Annotated in this window: 12 protein-coding genes; 10 read left to right on the forward strand and 2 right to left on the reverse strand. The window is 37.7% G+C overall.

The features are described 5' to 3' along the window. The first annotated feature begins 148 nt into the window (after positions 1–148). From B5X70_RS13360 to B5X70_RS13405, 10 genes are all read left to right on the forward strand, one after another. A complete protein-coding gene (locus B5X70_RS13360; protein ID WP_079558412.1) occupies positions 149–727 on the forward strand; it encodes an NAD(P)H-dependent oxidoreductase in 579 nt (192 codons plus the stop codon). A gap of 179 nt (positions 728–906) precedes the next feature. After that, the gene (locus tag B5X70_RS13365; RefSeq protein WP_079558413.1) at positions 907–4758 is read left to right on the forward strand and encodes a class I SAM-dependent DNA methyltransferase; all 3852 of its coding nucleotides are present in this window, start codon (positions 907–909) and stop codon (positions 4756–4758) included. A gap of 466 nt (positions 4759–5224) precedes the next feature. Beyond that, positions 5225–5686: an IS200/IS605 family transposase gene (tnpA, locus tag B5X70_RS13370; protein WP_079558414.1), complete on the forward strand. Its 462-nt coding sequence runs from the start codon at positions 5225–5227 to the stop codon at positions 5684–5686. Positions 5687–6177: 491 nt separating this feature from the next. Beyond that, entirely contained in the window at positions 6178–7440 is a 1263-nt protein-coding gene (locus B5X70_RS13375; protein WP_079558415.1) for an ATP-binding protein, read from the forward strand. A 373-nt stretch (positions 7441–7813) separates the two neighbouring features. Next, the gene (locus tag B5X70_RS13380) at positions 7814–10150 is read left to right on the forward strand and encodes a TonB-dependent receptor (RefSeq protein WP_079558416.1); all 2337 of its coding nucleotides are present in this window, start codon (positions 7814–7816) and stop codon (positions 10148–10150) included. 37 nt (positions 10151–10187) lie between these two features. Then, positions 10188–10718 (forward strand): TlpA family protein disulfide reductase, encoded by a 531-nt coding sequence (locus B5X70_RS13385; protein WP_079558417.1) that lies wholly within the window; start codon positions 10188–10190, stop codon positions 10716–10718. Positions 10719–11081: 363 nt separating this feature from the next. After that, the gene (locus B5X70_RS13390; protein WP_079558418.1) at positions 11082–11474 is read left to right on the forward strand and encodes a hypothetical protein; all 393 of its coding nucleotides are present in this window, start codon (positions 11082–11084) and stop codon (positions 11472–11474) included. Between the two features lie 27 nt (positions 11475–11501). Continuing rightward, positions 11502–12248 carry a carboxypeptidase-like regulatory domain-containing protein gene (locus B5X70_RS13395; protein ID WP_079558419.1) on the forward strand — a complete coding sequence of 249 codons (747 nt, stop codon included), beginning with the start codon at positions 11502–11504 and terminating at the stop codon, positions 12246–12248. Positions 12249–12424: 176 nt separating this feature from the next. Next, entirely contained in the window at positions 12425–13666 is a 1242-nt protein-coding gene (locus tag B5X70_RS13400) for an exo-beta-N-acetylmuramidase NamZ family protein (RefSeq protein ID WP_232468311.1), read from the forward strand. A gap of 70 nt (positions 13667–13736) precedes the next feature. Beyond that, entirely contained in the window at positions 13737–14870 is a 1134-nt protein-coding gene (locus B5X70_RS13405; RefSeq protein WP_079558421.1) for a hypothetical protein, read from the forward strand. A gap of 75 nt (positions 14871–14945) precedes the next feature. Here the strand turns inward: B5X70_RS13405 and B5X70_RS13410 are convergent, their stop codons facing one another. Continuing rightward, positions 14946–16241: an MFS transporter gene (locus B5X70_RS13410; protein WP_079558422.1), complete on the reverse strand. Its 1296-nt coding sequence runs from the start codon at positions 16239–16241 to the stop codon at positions 14946–14948. Positions 16242–16546: 305 nt separating this feature from the next. Next, a complete protein-coding gene (locus B5X70_RS13415) occupies positions 16547–17854 on the reverse strand; it encodes a SpoIID/LytB domain-containing protein (RefSeq protein WP_232468310.1) in 1308 nt (435 codons plus the stop codon). Positions 17855–17883: the final 29 nt, after the last annotated feature.

A 17883-nucleotide genomic window follows, 5' to 3' on the forward strand; every position in this document is an offset into this window, starting at 1 on the left:
TAAAAAAACATTGTAATACGGCATATATTCGCTTCATATCCCTGTAAATGCCATACCATCGCATGCGTTACGGCAGGAACTGTAATTATATTTATAGCCTATAGAAAGATACTGGAAAAAGAAGTTTGAAAATCGTAATACGCGCATAATGAAAAAGATTTTAATAATTAACGGGCATCCTGACAAGGAGAGCTTCTGTGCTGATTTAGCAACTACATACAAAAACGGAGCCCAATCGACTAAATCTGATTGCAAGTTGGTGAATCTGATTGATTTAAATTTTAATTTAAATCTGCAATATGGTTATAGAAAACGGACAGAACTTGAACCTGACTTATTGCAAATTCAACAAGATATTTTGGATTCTGACCATTTAGTATTTGTCTATCCCACATGGTGGGGAACCTATCCGGCATTATTAAAGGGGTTTATTGACAGAGTCTTTTTACCCGACTTTTCTTTTAAATATCGCAATAACTCTTTGCTTTGGGATAAATTACTAAAAGGTAAATCTGCAAGGCTGATTGTAACTATGGATACACCGAAATGGTTCTATGCATTGATTTATAAAAATCCGGGGCACAATTCAATGAAAAAGGGGATTTTAGAGTTTTGTGGCGTTAAACCAGTAAAGATTTCGGCATTGGGGCCAATTAAAACATCAAATGAGAAAAAACGACAAGATTGGTTGAACAAAGTAGAGAAATTAGGGCAAAGGCACAATTAAAACCGGCTGCCAACACCAAGACCGGGAAAAAACAAAACCTGATTAAACTAAATAAAAAATGCCAACACACAAAACAGCACACTCACAGATAATTGTATATTTGTAAATAGTGACTAACTTTTAAGTGACATTTGATTGATGGAAACCGCTTTCGGTTTGCCAATACAACTGAAAAATATATGAGTGAGCAAATAAAAATCCTGAAACCTCGGAAGGCTTTAAACAAAGCCTTTCTTAAAGTAAAACCTGGTAGAACTGAAATTGAAGCCTTCAAGAATAATCTCATTAAATTAATTGGGAAAATTGATGAGATTGAAAGAGAAGAAAATCAGAAAACGCATTTAAGAGACTTCTTAAGAGACACTTACTACAAGGATTCGTATGAGATAAACACGAAAGATACAAAGGATTTGGTAATACATCATGGAAAATCCAATAAATCTGATGTGGCTGTTATTATTGAGGCGAAACGTCCGAGCAACAAATCGGAAATGATTAAATGCGACGGCATCAACAAAAGAGCTTTTCATGAACTACTGCTATACTATTTAAGAGAGAGAATTTCGGAAAAAAACCACAATATTAAGCACCTCATTATTTCAAACATATACGAATGGTACGTGTTTGACGAAAAACTTTTTGAACGCCTTTTTGCACAAAACAAAAGCTTAATAAAACAATTTCAGGTGTTTACCAACAGTGGTAAAACAACAGAAGTTTTTTACACAGAGATAGCAGAACCATTCATATCTGAGTTAAAAAACGACATCGAATTTACTTATTTCGATATTCGGGAGTATGAAAAACCTTTACGAAACGAGAGCAAAACTGACGATAATAAGTTAATTGCATTGTTCAAACTCCTCTCGCCCGAACATCTTTTAAATCTCCCTTTTGCAAACGACAGCAACAGCCTTGATAAAAGGTTTTATGGCGAATTACTTCATTTAATAGGATTAACAGAAACAAAACAGGGAAGTAAGAAGGTTATTGAGCGAAACAAGGAAGGCCAGAGAAACACAGGCTCGTTGATAGAAAATGCCATCATACAGTTAGACAGTCTTGATAAAATTTCGCGACTGCAAAACCCGAACCAATTCGGCGCAAACACACCTGAAAGATTGTTTAATGTAGCTCTTGAATTAAGCATTACATGGATTAACCGAATCCTCTTTTTGAAGCTATTGGAAGGTCAATTGATAACCTACCACAAAGGCGACAAATCTTATGAGCTCCTTAACTCTGACAGAATTCAAAATTACGACGATTTAAACAGCCTGTTTTTTCAGGTACTGGCTCGCAAACATAATGAACGCGGCGAAGACATAAAAGACCTTTTTGCCAAAGTGCCATATCTGAACAGCTCTCTGTTTGAGCCAACAGATTTGGAGCATGTTACTCTGTTTATAAGTAACATGAGAGATGAAAAAACAATACCAATATACTCGCAAACGGTATTAAAGGACGACAAAGGCAAACGCCTGACGGGAGAACTGAGTACACTCAATTATCTTTTTAAATTCCTGAGCGCATACGACTTTTCGAGTGAGGGAAGCGAGGAAATACAGGAAGACAACAAAACGATTATAAATGCGTCGGTTTTAGGACTTATTTTCGAGAAGATTAACGGCTATAAGGACGGTTCATTTTTTACGCCCGGTTTTATTACCATGTACATGTGTCGTGAAACCATCCGAAAAGCCGTTATTCAGAAGTTCAATAACACGAAAGGTTGGAATTGCACCGATTTAGATTCTTTGTACGATAAAATTGAAGACCGCCACGAAGCCAATACAATTATAAACGACCTAAAAATATGTGACCCCGCCGTTGGCTCTGGTCACTTTTTGGTGTCGGCTCTCAATGAAATCATTGCCATTAAAAACGATTTGAAAATTTTGCAAGACCGTGAAGGCCGAAGATTAAAAGAGTATCATTTTGAAGTAATCAACGACGAGTTAATTGTTACCGATGAAGATGGCGAACTATTCGAATACAACCCAACAAGCAAAGAAAGCCAACGCATACAGGAAACTTTATTTCACGAAAAGCAATCCATTATTGAAAACTGCCTTTTTGGTGTTGACATAAACCCTAATTCCGTTAAAATTTGCCGATTGCGTTTATGGATTGAACTTTTGAAAAACGCATACTATATACAAAGTGAGGGTGTGACTCAAAGTCACGCCCTCACTAACCACCCCCAACTTCAAACCTTACCAAACATCGACATCAATATAAAATGTGGAAATTCTCTGGTGAGTCGTTTTGCTTTGGATTCTGATTTGAAACAGGCATTAAAAAAGAGTTCATCAAAATGGACCATCGACGGCTACCGGGTTGCTGTGCAAACCTACCGAAACGCCCAAAACAAGGAGCAAAAAAGGGAGATGGAACGTTTAATTAACGATATTAAAACCAATTTCCGCAGCGAAATATCGCAAAACGACCCCAAAGTAAAGCGTCTGCGAACCGTAAATGGCGAATTGTTTGCTTTGGCAAACCAAACAACCCTGTTTGAACTCGCTAAAAAAGAAAAAGCCGAATGGAACAAAAAAGTTGATAAACTAACAGCCGAAGCCAAAAATCTGGAAGCTGCCATTGAAGAGATTAAAAGCAACAAAATTTATGAGAACGCCTTTGAGTGGCGTTTCGAATTCCCCGAAGTGCTTAACAATGATGGCGATTTTGTGGGATTCGATGTGGTGATTGGGAATCCGCCGTATATAAGGCAGGAGGAATTAAAGGAATTTAAGTCATTTTACAAAACCAATTATAGGCTTCATACTGGCACTACTGATATTTATGTATATTTTATTGAAAAAGGTTTTGGGATTTTGAAAGATAACGGAGTCTTCACCTACATTATGCCAAATAAATTTATGCAAGCCGCTTATGGTCAGCCTGCAAGAAAATTCCTTTTGGAAAACAATTTATTGGAAATTATTGATTTTGGAGACATTCAGGTATTTGATGAAGCAACTACTTATCCGTGTATTTTGATAGCAAGCAAAAAAACGTTAGCAGAAAGTTTTTTCACCACAAAAATTAAAACATCTGATTTTTTCAAAAACTTCGGCAGTTATATTGAGTCAAACAAGCTTAATATTGAGCAATCATCTTTATCAGGCGAAACATGGGTTATTGAAGATTCTCTATCACAAGAACTTCTAAGAAAGCTTAATAAAAATGGTGTTAAGTTAGAATCTTATTTGGGCCAGATGGGCAAATATGGTATTAAAACTGGGTTGACAGAAGCATTTTTAATTGACGATGAAACAAGGAATCGCATCATTTCATCGGACTCTAACTCGGCTCAATTAATCAAGCCATTTTTATTGGGAAGAGATGTTAAACCTTATGCTACAACAAAAAATAAAAGCTGGCTAATCCTTGTCCCCAAAGGGCTTACAATTAAAAGAAACCTTCCTCCAGATAACCCAAACTATGTTTCAGAAGCTATGCCCAGATATGGATATATTGAATATGATGAAGCATGGGCGTGGTTCAGGGGCAATTACCCCGGACTGGCCGAACATCTTATAAAGCATAAAGAAAAAGCAGAAGCCCGTACCGATAAAGGCGATTACTGGTGGGAATTAAGGGCTTGCGATTATTACGATAAATTTCTTTCACCCAAAATAATGTATCAAAAATTTCAAGTTAAACCTTGTTTTATTCTTGATAACAATGCAATGTATTGTAATGATTCTATGTGGTTTATACCATCGGCAGACAAAGTTCTTTTAGGCATCCTAAATTCAAAAATTGGCTGGTGGCTCATTTCAAAATATTGCACAGCAATTCAGAATGGCTATCAATTGATTTGGAAGTATTTCAGTCAAATTCCAATTGCAATGGGTAACGATATCGTCCGTAAAAATATTTCTGATTTGGTGAATTCAATACTCTCCCTCAAAAAACAAAACCCATCAGCCGACACCGCCGCCCTAGAATCCCAAATCGACCAATTGGTTTACCAACTTTACGAATTGACGGAGGAAGAAATAAAAATCATTGAAGGAAATTAACGAAAGCCCCGGAGGGGCAACATCATAATAGAAAAACATAACATGCAACAACAAAGCCCCAGAGGGGCGATATCATAATAGAAAACAGAGCATATATTAACAAAAGCCCCGTAGGGGCGGCATATTCCATAACCCCAATAACCAAATAACAACAATGAAATGAATAATATCGCTCCTACGGAGCTTCTAAAACACCACAAACAATTGTGCTATTATGATGGCACTCCTACGGAGCTTGATTACAATTTGAAACCCAAATCCACCAATTGGTGTACCAACCTTACATCTTAACCAACGACGAAACAAAAATCATTGAAGGAAATTAAACAAAGCCCCGGAGGGGCGATATCATAATAGAAGAACAACAAACACAGACACAAAGCCCCGTAGGGGCGAAATAATAATAGAAAACAGCGCATATATAAACCCCCGTAGGGCCGACATAAACAATAAAATAAATTACAAAATGGCAAATACATATACCCAAATATATTTACATGTTGTGTTTTCGGTAAAAGGACGACAAAACCTCATTCAAAATAAATGGAAAGACGAATTACATAAATACATCTGTGGAATTATTAATGGCAAAGAACAAAAAGCGTATGCCATTGGAGGAATGGCCGACCATATACATATACTAATCAGCATTAAACCAAACATTGCTATATCTGATTTGGTTCGGGACATTAAATCAAATTCATCAAAATGGGTAAATGAAAAGCAATTAGTTATGGGGCAATTTCAATGGCAAGAAGGTTTTGGAGCTTTTTCTTATGCTCAATCTCAATTGGATGCGGTTATTGGATACATAAACAATCAAGAAAAACACCACCAAACAAAGTCATTTAAAGATGAATATTTAGAATTATTACAAAAATTCGATATTGATTACGATGAAAAATATCTTTTCCAATGGATTGAATAATATCGCACCTACGGAGCTTCAAAATCACTACAAAGAATCGTGCTATTACGATGGCGCTCCTACGGAGCTTAATTACAATTTGAAAATCACATCCACCAATTGGTTTACAAACTTTACATATTAACAAACGGTGAAATAAAAATCATAGAAGGAATCAACAAAAGCACCGGATGAGCAACATCATAATAGAAAAATATCGCGTGCACAAACAAAGCCCCGGAGAGGCGATATCCTAATAGGAAAAAGGGTGTAATTTCATAAAAGCCCCGGAGGGGCGATATCATAATAGAAAAACAAAACATGCAACAACAAAGCCCTGGAGGGGCGGCATAATAATAGATAAACAAGGCGCCTATTTACAAAAGCCCCAGAGGGGCGAAATAATCCAAAACTCCCATAACCAAACAACAATGATTAATAGGAATATTTACCAAATTATTAAAACTTGCAAGTCATGCATGTTTTAATGATTATGTCATTATCTTTGCAGTATGAATAATTACACAAATCGCGAAGAATATTTAAGCAAGTTATTGGCTTATAAAGACAAAGACCTGATAAAAGTGGTGAGTGGTTTGCGCAGAAGCGGCAAAAGCACCTTGTTTGAACTATATAGACAAACGCTATTGCAAATGGGGGTGAAAGAGAAGCAAATAGTGTTTTTAAACTTTGAAGAATTTGAACTGCGCAAATTTCTTAACGACTTAGATTCTTTGTATGCACATATAATCGGTCAGTTAGATTTATCAAAGCCCTGCTATGTTTTTTTAGACGAGGTGCAAAATGTAAACGAATTTGAACGATTGGTGGATGGGTTATTCGTAAAACCGAATATAGATGTTTACATCACAGGTTCAAATGCTTTTTTACTGTCAGGTGAATTAGCAACACTTTTAAGTGGTCGATATATTGAAATTTCTATATTGCCTTTCTCATTCAAAGAGTACTTAACTGCTCGCAAAATTGACATATCAAACAGATACCTCAATTATGAAGCTCTCTTTTTTGATTATGTAAATGAAACATCATTACCCAAAGGTGTTGAACTGCGAGAGGGCGGATTCGATAAGATATATGAGTACCTGGAAGCAATTTACGCCACTATTGTCGAAAAAGATATTACACAACGTCACCAAATAAACGACAAGCGGGCTTTTGGCAATATTACAAAATTTGTAGCTTCCAACATTGGGAACCCTCTTTCGCCCGGGAATATAGCAAAAACATTAAAACAAGACGGACAAAACACACACAATACCACCGTTGAGAAATATTTAGATTATTTAGTAGCAAGCTTTGTATTTTACAAAGTAAACCGCTTCGATTTAAAAGGTAGAAAACAATTGGCAACTCAAGAAAAATATTATTTAGTGGATGTTGGATTGCTCAATATTTTGGCGGGAAAAGAACGTACTACGGACAGAGGGCATATATTAGAAAACGTAGTTTATCTGGAACTGCTTAGAAGAGGCAACAAGATTTGGACTGGTACTTCACGAAATAGCGAAGTTGATTTTGTTTGCAAAACCAAGACAGGCGATATTGAGTATTACCAGGTTGCTTGGAAAATGGCGGGTGAAAGCACAATTGAACGAGAGTTTGGTGCATTAGAAAAAATCAACGACAATTACCCTAAATTTTTACTCACGTCAGACTCCTTTACTCAAAACAGAAGCGGAATTAAGCATCTTAATGTTTTTAACTGGCTGCTGAACACTGACACAGAACAAGAACAACCAAATATTATAATATAGCATATAAAACTTTCGGATGCGGCTATTAGATACATAAACAATCAAGAAAAACACCACAAAGCAAAATCATTTAAAGATGAATATTTAGAACTATTACAAAAATTCGATCTTGATTACGATGAAAAATATCTTTTCCAATGGACTGAATAATATCGCTCCTACGGAGCTTAATTACAATTTGGATCCCAAATCCAACAATTGGTGTACCAACCTTACTTCTTAACCAACGATAAAATGAAAATCATAGAAGGAAAATAACGAAAGCCCCGGAGGGGCGAAGTCATAATAGAAAAACAAAACATGCAACAGCAAAAGACCCAGAGGGGCGAAAAAAACCACTAACTACAATTTCAACCTTAACCAAAAATCATAAATGAAAAAGCTGCTTACAATTGTAAAACTTATAGCGATTATTTTTCCCTTTTGTTGTTACTCGCAAATTAATCATTTCAATATTTCAGGAAGAATAATTGACTCAGACCATCAGGCCATTCCCTATGCCACTATCGTGCTTGATATTTTTGCAAAGGATACCATAATGATGGGTGCTATAACAAATGATGCAGGATTATTCAGTATAAGGAATGTCCCTCGTGAAAGATTCAGAATTACCGTATCATTTATCGGTTATTCTTCATTCATTCGGGAACTGGATTTGCCTGCTGAAAGTCATCACCTTGATTTAGACACAATTGTCTTACAATCAAACTTCACTGAATTGCAAGAAGTTGTAGTTAAAGGAGAAAGGACAGGATTAAGATCTTTGGTTGACAAGGATGTTTTTATTCCTGATGCCCAAAGCATAAAAACATCTACCACCGGATTGGATTTGTTATCAAAGATACCAGGAGTCAGAGTACGTCCAAGAGATTTAGAAATCAGTGTCGAAGGCAGCAATAATGTTTTAATACTAATAAACGGAGCAAGCAGCGATCGCAACATCAATGCAATTAACCCCAGGCATATCGAAAGAATAGAAGTAATAAAAAACCCTACGGCAGCATATGAAAGCGATATTTTAGCCGTGCTTAACATTATATTAAAACCTGATATAGAAAAAGGGTTTCATATAGCATCGAGTCTTGAGTATAGTTTTGTAAATCTTCAAAATAATTTCAATGCTCAAATTGAATACAATTTTGACAAGCTACGGGTTTTTGCCGGTTATAACTTAAATGCTTTCAAGGAGAGAAATGTCATAGAGACCCGTAATCGACATGATTTTCTTGGAGATGTCATAAATCAGTACTACTCCATTAGTCCTGAAAACCTTATGAAAACCAACAGCCATCGTTTTCAATATGGAACTGATTATAGAATAAATGATAAAAACATATTAAGTTTTACCGGAAACATGCTTCTTAATGACTTTGAAGACTTTCAGTTAACACATTCTCAATCCCTGCAAAACAATAATGTAATATACAGTTCTAATACACAAGACAATACGTTTTATGATGCTAAGCAACACAACTACAACCTCTTTTATAATTTAAAACTTAAGCCCAGGCAGGAATTAAAGCTTAACAGCAACCTGTTTCTTATGAATAGAACAAGGAATGATGAATATATTAACCGTACATTCCACCTTCAGGAGATGGCTCTTGAGCATACTATTCGAAGAGAAAAAACCATAAATGAAATGCGGTCAATTAATATAAAAGTTGACTACTCTCAACCCATACATGAAAACATCGTCTGGAATATGGGTTATCAACTTTTTAGACGAAAAATCCACAATGATTTTTTTGATTCTGATAATGCGATAAGTTTGGAGTATCGGGATTACAGAAATTCATTTTACGGTGATTTTACTCATAGAAAAGGAAACATTTCGTTAAGGGCAGGTGTCAGGATGGAGCATCTTACAATAAATATTTCTGATACGCTGTCATCCCGGGATTTGCACCCTTTGCCTCTTGGGTCTGTAATGTATTCAATTAATCAGAGTAACAACGTTGGTTTTACCTATAACAGGCGTTTAAGATATCCCTCTTTTCAGATGCTGATCCCCTTTGATTACTATTCCGGAGATGCAGCCTTTGTCAGTTCAGGGAATCCGAAGTTGGATGTTGAAAAGCAACATAACTTTTCTCTAAGACACACCTATAGAAAAAATGACCTATTCATTTCAACGTCATTTTATCACCAGCGGTCAGATGATATTTTTGGGATGGTTCGCACGATGGAAAATGGAGTATTAAGAAGTGTGTGGGAAAACATTGATTGGGAAAACAAAATAGGTCTAAGAATATCTGGTAATGCAAGCTTCTTTGATTTTATTGAGTTTGATGCCGATATAAATATTTTTCAATCATATTTTTCATCATCTCAATACAATGGCCTATCATATTATTCTTTTTTTGGTCTCGAGTGCCATTTGCCTTTTGATTTATCTTTAGGAGTAGATTTTACTTCCGGATTTAGCGAAAGCAGAATAGATATGCACATATATGAAAGTCCCTTTATTGAGCGTATTTCCTTAACAAAGGAAATACTTGAAGGAAAAGGAAATATTGGTTTATCATTGATTAATCCTACGGCCGTTAAATTTAACATGAAATCATGGGATAACACTTATGAAGACATATCTAAACTGAGATATAAAACACCTGTCTATTTACTCAAATTCACTTATTTCTTTTCAAGTGGTAAGAGGGGGCAACGCGTGCAAAGAGAGCAAATAATGCAGGAAGAACAGATAAAATAGTTCTAGAGAAATCTTGAAAATAGTAAAATATCGCGTTATGAATAATAAAATTTCGTATTTTTTGTGTTCGGCTTTTATAGTAATAATTTGTTTTGAAGCAGTTTCGCAAAGAAGTCCAACAACAGGACTGAGAGTGGGCAATCAAGCTCCAAACTTTGAGCTGCCAATGATTGATGAAACGCTTCTATCATTAGAATCTTTAAGGGGTAAAATTGTTTTGGTTGATTTTTGGGCATCATGGTGCAAAGGTTGTAGGAATAAGCAAAGCACAATTGCAATCTATAATCAGTATAAAGATAAAAATTTTCGTACTGCGGAAGGGTTTATAATTCTTTCTGTATCTTTTGATAAAGATAAATCAGCTTGGCTAAAGGCGATTGAAATGGATGGTTTGATTTGGAAAACACATGTAAATGATTTGAAGGGGTTTTCATCAGAAGTTGCAAAACGTTATAAATTACCGGGATTGCCCCAAAATGTTTTACTGGATGGCAATGGGATTATAGTTTCTAAAAACATAATGGGTGAAAGGTTGAAGTATGAATTAGATAAAATGCGAAATGATTAAAAGAAAACAGGATGTAAATTCACAAAAGCCCGGAGGGGCAACATCAAAATAAAATGCAATTATAAAAAAAGCCTCGTAGAGGCGATATCATAATAGAAGAACAACAAACACCGGCACAAAGCCCCAGAGGGGCGACATAATCAAAAAAAACATAACACAATTAATTTATCAACTTTATAATTTAACCAACGACGAAATAAAAATCATAGAAGGAAATTAAACAAAGCCCCAGAGGGGCAACATCATAATAGAAAAATATCGCGTGCACAAACAAAGCCCCGGAGGGGCGATATCATAATAGAAAAACAAAACATGCAGAAACAAAGCCCCGGAGGGGCGGCATAACTACCAAATCTAATCATTATGAAAACTTTAATTCTAACTTCGCTTATCTTATCACTTTCATTTTTAGACAGCAATTCTCAAACCGTCAACGACATCCCAATTAAAGACATAGAAGCTGAATACATTCAAATCAGCGCCAGGCCGGAAGGCTCCAGAATAAATATAAAAATAGAAGTAGATTACGGTCAGGACAGAATGACTTTTTCCAATAGAAGTCATTTAATTATGGATGAAAATGGCAAATCGAAAACCTTTAACTCAATGATTGAGGCATTGAATTTCCTAACTCAGAATGGATATAGTTTTGTCCAAGCCTATACTTTTTCAAGTGAGGATAAAAACGTTTTGCATTATCTGCTTCGAAAAACAGAAATTAATAAAGAACAGACAGAATATCCACATGCCAATTAACTCATATACTATCATTTAAAATCAAACATGAAAAAGACTATAAACATTACCAAAATAATATTTATAATATTCATCATAACAAGCTGCCAAAAAGATATTAAACGAGAGGTCTCTACAGGTCAATTGATTGGATTTGTAGCTCTTTCTGAAGAGGAAGATCATCGCGATATTTTAGTAAAAGTTAAGGATTCCCGTTCGTCATTACTTTCTCACATTGAAGCATTAACAGATGCAGAAGGCTTTTTTACCATAAACGAATTAAAAAGTGGAACATATAATATCTACTTCGAAAAAGATGGTTATTGTAAACACAAAATCGCGAACTATCAATTTACCGGCAGAAGCGAGCTAACTTACCTATCAATGCATGAACACAAGATTATGCTGTATAAACTTCCACAGCACGAAGTATCTGATTTAATAATATTGGGACAAAATGACAATAAGTTAATGCTTCAGGTTCAAATTATAAATCAAATCGAACAATTATCCTATAGTCCCCTCAGATATTACTTAAGTAATACATCTGAAGTTTCATACGACAGATACATTGTAACTGATGTACTATTTCAGAATAGTCAACTAGAGTTTGCCAACTATTTTATAGAAATTGATGATTTACAATTTATAGATGGATTAAAATTATACCTAAAAATTTATCCGGCAGCAGAAACAAAACAAAGTTACAAAGATATCTATACAGGACTCGAAATCTTTACTTCAATTAACGCCAATAATGCCTCTGAAGTAGTGAACACCATTCTTATAAAGTAATGCTTTTGTACGCGTATTATGAAAAACAACACCTGCTTCAAATCAACAGATATGTAATTAAGCCAAAGAAGGATCCGAAAGATATTGACCAGTAAATATTATAAATAGTCAGTATGCAATTATAAAAAAGACATGATTATATTTATGCTCTGTTTTAAACATTAGAAATCCGGATTATGATCAACTATAGAATGAGAGGCACTTTAATATTCATAATTACGCTACTATTTGCAACCCCATTGGCATCGCAAGTAAAAACCGGCGTTGAGGTATTGCGGAATCGGCAATTTGATGTTTTAAAAAACCAAAGAGTAGGGTTAATTACCAATCCAACAGGAGTTGACCGCCATTTAAAATCTACTGTCGACATTTTTCACGAGGCGCCGGAAGTAAATATGGCAGCTCTTTTCGCACCGGAACATGGCGTTCGTGGAGATTACTACGCCGGCGACCATGTGGCGGATGCCCGTGATGAAAAAACCGGAATCCCGGTTTTCAGCCTTCATGGCCACACCAGAAAACCTACTCCCGAAATGCTAAAAAACATCGACGTGCTGGTTTATGATATCCAGGACATTGGCTCACGTTCATACACATACATCAGCACATTGGGACTGGCAATGGAGGCTGCCGCCGAGAATAACATAAAAATGGTTATTCTAGACCGCCCCAATCCGCTTGGCGGACTTAAATTTGAAGGCCCTCTGGTAGAAAATGAATTTATTTCGTTCGTCAGTCAGTACCCTGTAACCTATGTACATGGCTTTACCGTTGGAGAGCTGGCCATTTTTCTAAATAAAGAGCAATTGCTAAAAAACGGCGTTCAGTGCGAACTTTATGTGGTTGAAATGGAAGGCTGGAACAGGGAAATGACTTTCATGGAAACAGGCCTTCCATGGGTACCATCGTCGCCACACATCCCCCATGCTGAAACAGCATGGTTTTACCCCGTTTCCGGAATTCTTGGTGAACTTTACGTGATGAACATCGGTGTTGGATATACTTTGCCCTTTCAAATGTTTGCAGCCGAATGGATCAATGCTCCAAGATTAGCGGAAAACCTGAACAACCTCAATATTCCGGGGGTCATCTTTCGGCCGGTTCATTACCGGCCATATTATAGCGTATCGCAAGGGACTTTGATCCATGGAGTACAGGTTCACATCACAGACATTTCAGAAGTGCCTTTATCGCTTATTCAGTTTTATGTTCTTCAGGAGGCTTATGCACTCCACCCCGATAAAAATGTTTTTGAGATGTGCGCTCCTGCCCGACTAGATATGTTTGACAAAGTTGTAGGTACCGATGCGGTTAGAATCCTATTTCAACAAAGATTCCTTGTGGAAGATATTCTCGATTTATGGAACAGAGAAGCTGTTTCTTTTGGTAAGTATGTTGAACGGTATTTTTTATATTAGAGTTTGGTAGATACATCGGCTGGCTTAAATCGAAGATTATTGCAGGCCATAAGAAAGAAAAAATTATCGTATGAATAGAAACAAAACATTTTTGAAATGTACCTTAATTTTCATTACGGTTATATTCCCTCTGATTTCAATATTATCAGGTTGTCAAAAGGATGAGAATGAAAAATCCGCCGTATTTCATAATCTGCTTGCCAATCCGGAATGGGGGCCTGCTGCCGGAAATCCGGAGGGAAATTACCCAGTTCCGCAACATGCCGGCCCAGAAGATGTATCGAACCCCGACCATATTATAGGCAACGGAACCCCGGAGAGTTGCACTGAGGAAGATTTTATTAAGGCAGTAGCACAAGGCGGCACCATTGTTTTTAACGGCGGTGAGGAGCCTTTCACGCTATATTTAACCCAACCGGCAAAAATATTTAACAATGCAAAACCTGATATTGTAATAGATGGTGGAGGATTGGTAACTCTGAGTGGCAGTGGAAAAACAAGAATTATTTACATGAACACCTGCGACCAGGATCAAGTTTGGACTACTCCGCATTGCCAGAATCAAGATCATCCAAGACTAACGTTGCAAAACATCACCTTGATAGATGGCAACTCAACAAACGAGACCACCTACGATGGAGGTGGAGCTGTTTGGGTTCGCGGTGGGCGTTTCAAAGCGGTAAATTGTCGTTTCTTTAACAACATTTGCGGAAGTCAAGGCCCCGATATCGGCGGTGGTGCCATACGAGTTTTTAGTCAATACGACCAACAACCGGTCTATTTAGTCAACTGTACATTTGGAGGGGGACATGAATACGCAAACATAGGGGCAAACGGAGGTGCAATAAGCAGCATAGGCGTATCTTGGACCATTATCAATTGTTTCTTTTCCCACAATAAGGCAATAGGCTGTTGCGGCAATCCCGCTCAAAGCGGGACAGCCGGTGGAGGTAGCGGAGGAGCCATCTACAACGATGGAAATAAAATGACACTTAAAATATTGGGAACAGTGATTGAACAAAATGAGGTAAATGCACATGGTTCAGCTGTTTTTTTTGTCACCAATAACATGACAGGAAATATTGTTATTGACCGGTCAGTGATTAGAAACAACATAGGTGGCACGTGGTACCCTGTTTATCCGGGCATTTCCATGCACAGTAATACCAGTATTGAAGTGAGGGACTCAATTATTGAGGATTAGTGCCAAGTCTGAAGTTTCTCCATCTCTCACACCTAATCCTCAGGGGGGAACCACCAAACACACCAAGTTAGCCCGTCATTTTATGCTTGACTTGACACTGGTTTTTTTCATCCCAAAACCGGGAGTAATTTTCAAATATCGAATGATTATAAAACCGGGGATGGTGCAAAGCACCACCCACACAAAAAAGAGCGGATATCCTGCCATCTCCTGCAACCAACCGGAAATCATTCCCGGAAACATCATACCGGCAGCCATCAATCCGGTACAAATGGCGTAATGCGCTGTTTTATGCTTACCTTCCGAAAACCAAATCATAAACATCACATAAGCGGTGAAACCAAATCCATAGCCAAATTGCTCAACAACCACTGCTGCACCTACCAGATAAATGCTCTCGGGTAAAACCCACGACAAATAAACGAACGCAAGGTTTGGTGCATTCATGGCCACGGCCATGGGTAGCAACCAATATTTCAGACCTTTTCGGGAAACAGCCAATCCGCCGGTAATGCCACCCAACATCAGAGCACCTATCCCAAAAGTTCCGTAAATAAGTCCCACATCTCCGGTGCTTAATCCCAGTCCACCTTCTTTGGCCGGGTCTAACAAAAAGGGCGATGCCAGCTTTACAAGCTGTGCTTCTCCAAGCCGATACAATAAAAGGAACAAAAGAGCAGCAACAATTCCCTTCTTTTCAAAAAAAGAGACAAATGTTACCAGGAACTCTTTCATTAAATCCCGGCTCTTTTCTCCCGATACGGATTTATCGGCAGCCGGTTTTGGAAGAATTATTTGGTGATAGAGCAGAAGCAATAAAAACAATCCTGTTATTCCCCAAAATGTTATGCTCCAGGCCAATGGTATATTTCCGGTTTTTTCTTCGAAAAAACCGGCTGCTATTACCAATAAACCTTGTCCGGCAATCATGGCAATGCGATAAAATGTGCTTCTAATCCCAACAAAATATGACTGTTCTCCATCATTCAAAGCCAACATATAAAAGCCATCGGCAGCAATGTCATGAGTGGCAGAGCTAAAGGCCAAAAGCCACAGAAAAGCCAGTGAGTATTGAAAAAAGCCATCCATGGGAATGGTGAAAGCCACTCCGGCCAAACCTGCTCCCACCAGCAATTGCATGGTAACAATCCACCACCGTTTGGTTTTGAGCAAATCCACCACCGGGCTCCACAAGGGTTTTATCATCCAGGGTAAATAGAGCCAACTGGTGTATAAGGCAATATCGGTGTTGGAAATATCCAGCCGCTTATACATGATAACTGCCACCGTCATGACTATTACATAAGGAATTCCTTGTGTGAAATAGAGCGATGGCACCCAGCTCCATGGTGATTTTTGTTGATGTTGCATTCTAATATCGATATTTCAGAAAAAATCATTTCATTTATATAAAGTGCTCAAGCCGCACGGGCTCTTACTTTTTTGCAACAGCAAAAAAAAGTAAGCAAAAAATGCCGTCGCTGCAAGTAATTTCCTAAAAATCAATCTTATTGTCTAAAATCCGGGAACTCGCTACGCTCAAACAGCCCGGATTTTTCAACGACAATAAACTTGATTTTATTAACGGAAATTCCTTGAGGCGAAAAAAAATCCTACTGAATGCCATAACCTGTTATACACCTTACGAATAAATACTCCTAAAATTCACAAAATTCTCAATATCGTTTTGTAATATCTGCTCCTTTAAAATAGTGATTGAGAATTTCCTTGTAGGAATAGCCGGAAGCACCCATTACTGCTGCGCCTATCTGACACAATCCTACGCCATGTCCCCAGCCGGCACCGGTAAAATGGAATCCCTCCGGGATGCCATTTTTAACCTCACCCTTTTCAACAACAAACGCCGAACTGTAAAGATGTGACGCCGAAAAAGCTTTTCTAATTTCTAGCTCCTTACCTATTACAAAGGATGAATTACTCCCAACTATCCGCAAACGAATAATACGGCCGGAAACTCCGCGCTCCAATGGCACCAAATCAAGCACGTTGCCAACATCAATTCCCACTTTTGATTTTAATAAGTCCTGAATTTCAGATTGCGATAAAACCACCTTCCACCGATAAAAATCGGGTGTTTCCATGTCATAATCATTCAAAACCTGCGAGAGAATTTCCGAATCGGTGGTATTACAAAAAGTATCAGGATTTCCAGTAATCCATTGATGTGCATCCTGTTCGTTTTGGAGTTCCAGGCCATATCCCTCCGGCGGTTGTGGGGCATCCACCACTTTTGTCAGATAAGGATGTGTTACAGATTCCCACACATTTTCAAAGAGTTCGGAAACTCCACCACAACATTTTGAATATCTGGCGTCGCATATTGCATTATTGTACGTCAACACCAAACCGGAGGTAGATTCTACGGCACTTTTAACCGTACCGGTTGATGCCTTGGTTATCCCCTGGTAGCGCTGACAATGGTCGTCGGCACATACATCAAAATTGGTGTGGTCTTCCCTGTCGTACCATTTAACACGCTCCCCCTCACTCTCAAAACAGGTGGAATAGCTCCCCGATTTATTAATCTGTTCTCCTTTTTCAATCTGAGCCAACAACCAGCTGCGCGATATTACCGAATGCGCCTTAAGAAGCTCAGCAGAGCTTGTTGCACTCATTTCGGACGAGATAACACTTAACAGGTAATCTTCCAACGACAATACATTGACGGCTGTGAGATGCTCATTTTCCTGTATGATTTTCAAAGCGCCTTTAAAACTCTGGTTCTCTTTTCGCTCCCAATGAAAATTAATCCCAATGGTTACATTAAGCAGTTCAAAACCGGCGGATTGCTCATCCAATGGGATGAGCTCAAATGGCAATTCACACACCTCGGTTTCACCATTCATCGAGAGTTCGACTTTGTTGTTCTTTAAACAGAAATCTCCTTCACCCTGAAATTTTCTTCCGGATGCGCTGTGTTGATAAACGCCGTGTAGTTTAAACTCTATGATTGGGGAAAACATAATCCCCACTCGTATTTTTGGTTGCTTAA

This window comes from Alkalitalea saponilacus, from assembly GCF_900168165.1.
GTDB classification, from domain to species: Bacteria; Bacteroidota; Bacteroidia; order Bacteroidales; family Marinilabiliaceae; genus Natronoflexus; species Natronoflexus saponilacus.

Excerpts from the sequence above, each read along its gene's own strand:
- B5X70_RS13365 (WP_079558413.1), top strand. The coding sequence starts at position 907 with ATGAGTGAGCAAATAAAAATCCTGAAACCTCGGAAGGCTTTAAACAAA.
- B5X70_RS13360 (WP_079558412.1), top strand. The coding sequence starts at position 149 with ATGAAAAAGATTTTAATAATTAACGGGCATCCTGACAAGGAGAGCTTC.
- B5X70_RS13380 (WP_079558416.1), top strand. The coding sequence starts at position 7,814 with ATGAAAAAGCTGCTTACAATTGTAAAACTTATAGCGATTATTTTTCCC.
- B5X70_RS13405 (WP_079558421.1), top strand. The coding sequence starts at position 13,737 with ATGAATAGAAACAAAACATTTTTGAAATGTACCTTAATTTTCATTACG.
- B5X70_RS13375 (WP_079558415.1), top strand. The coding sequence starts at position 6,178 with ATGAATAATTACACAAATCGCGAAGAATATTTAAGCAAGTTATTGGCT.
- tnpA (WP_079558414.1), top strand. The coding sequence starts at position 5,225 with ATGGCAAATACATATACCCAAATATATTTACATGTTGTGTTTTCGGTA.
- B5X70_RS13395 (WP_079558419.1), top strand. The coding sequence starts at position 11,502 with ATGAAAAAGACTATAAACATTACCAAAATAATATTTATAATATTCATC.
- B5X70_RS13390 (WP_079558418.1), top strand. The coding sequence starts at position 11,082 with ATGAAAACTTTAATTCTAACTTCGCTTATCTTATCACTTTCATTTTTA.
- B5X70_RS13400 (WP_232468311.1), top strand. The coding sequence starts at position 12,425 with ATGATCAACTATAGAATGAGAGGCACTTTAATATTCATAATTACGCTA.
- B5X70_RS13415 (WP_232468310.1), bottom strand. The coding sequence starts at position 17,854 with ATGTTTTCCCCAATCATAGAGTTTAAACTACACGGCGTTTATCAACAC.
- B5X70_RS13385 (WP_079558417.1), top strand. The coding sequence starts at position 10,188 with ATGAATAATAAAATTTCGTATTTTTTGTGTTCGGCTTTTATAGTAATA.
- B5X70_RS13410 (WP_079558422.1), bottom strand. The coding sequence starts at position 16,241 with ATGCAACATCAACAAAAATCACCATGGAGCTGGGTGCCATCGCTCTAT.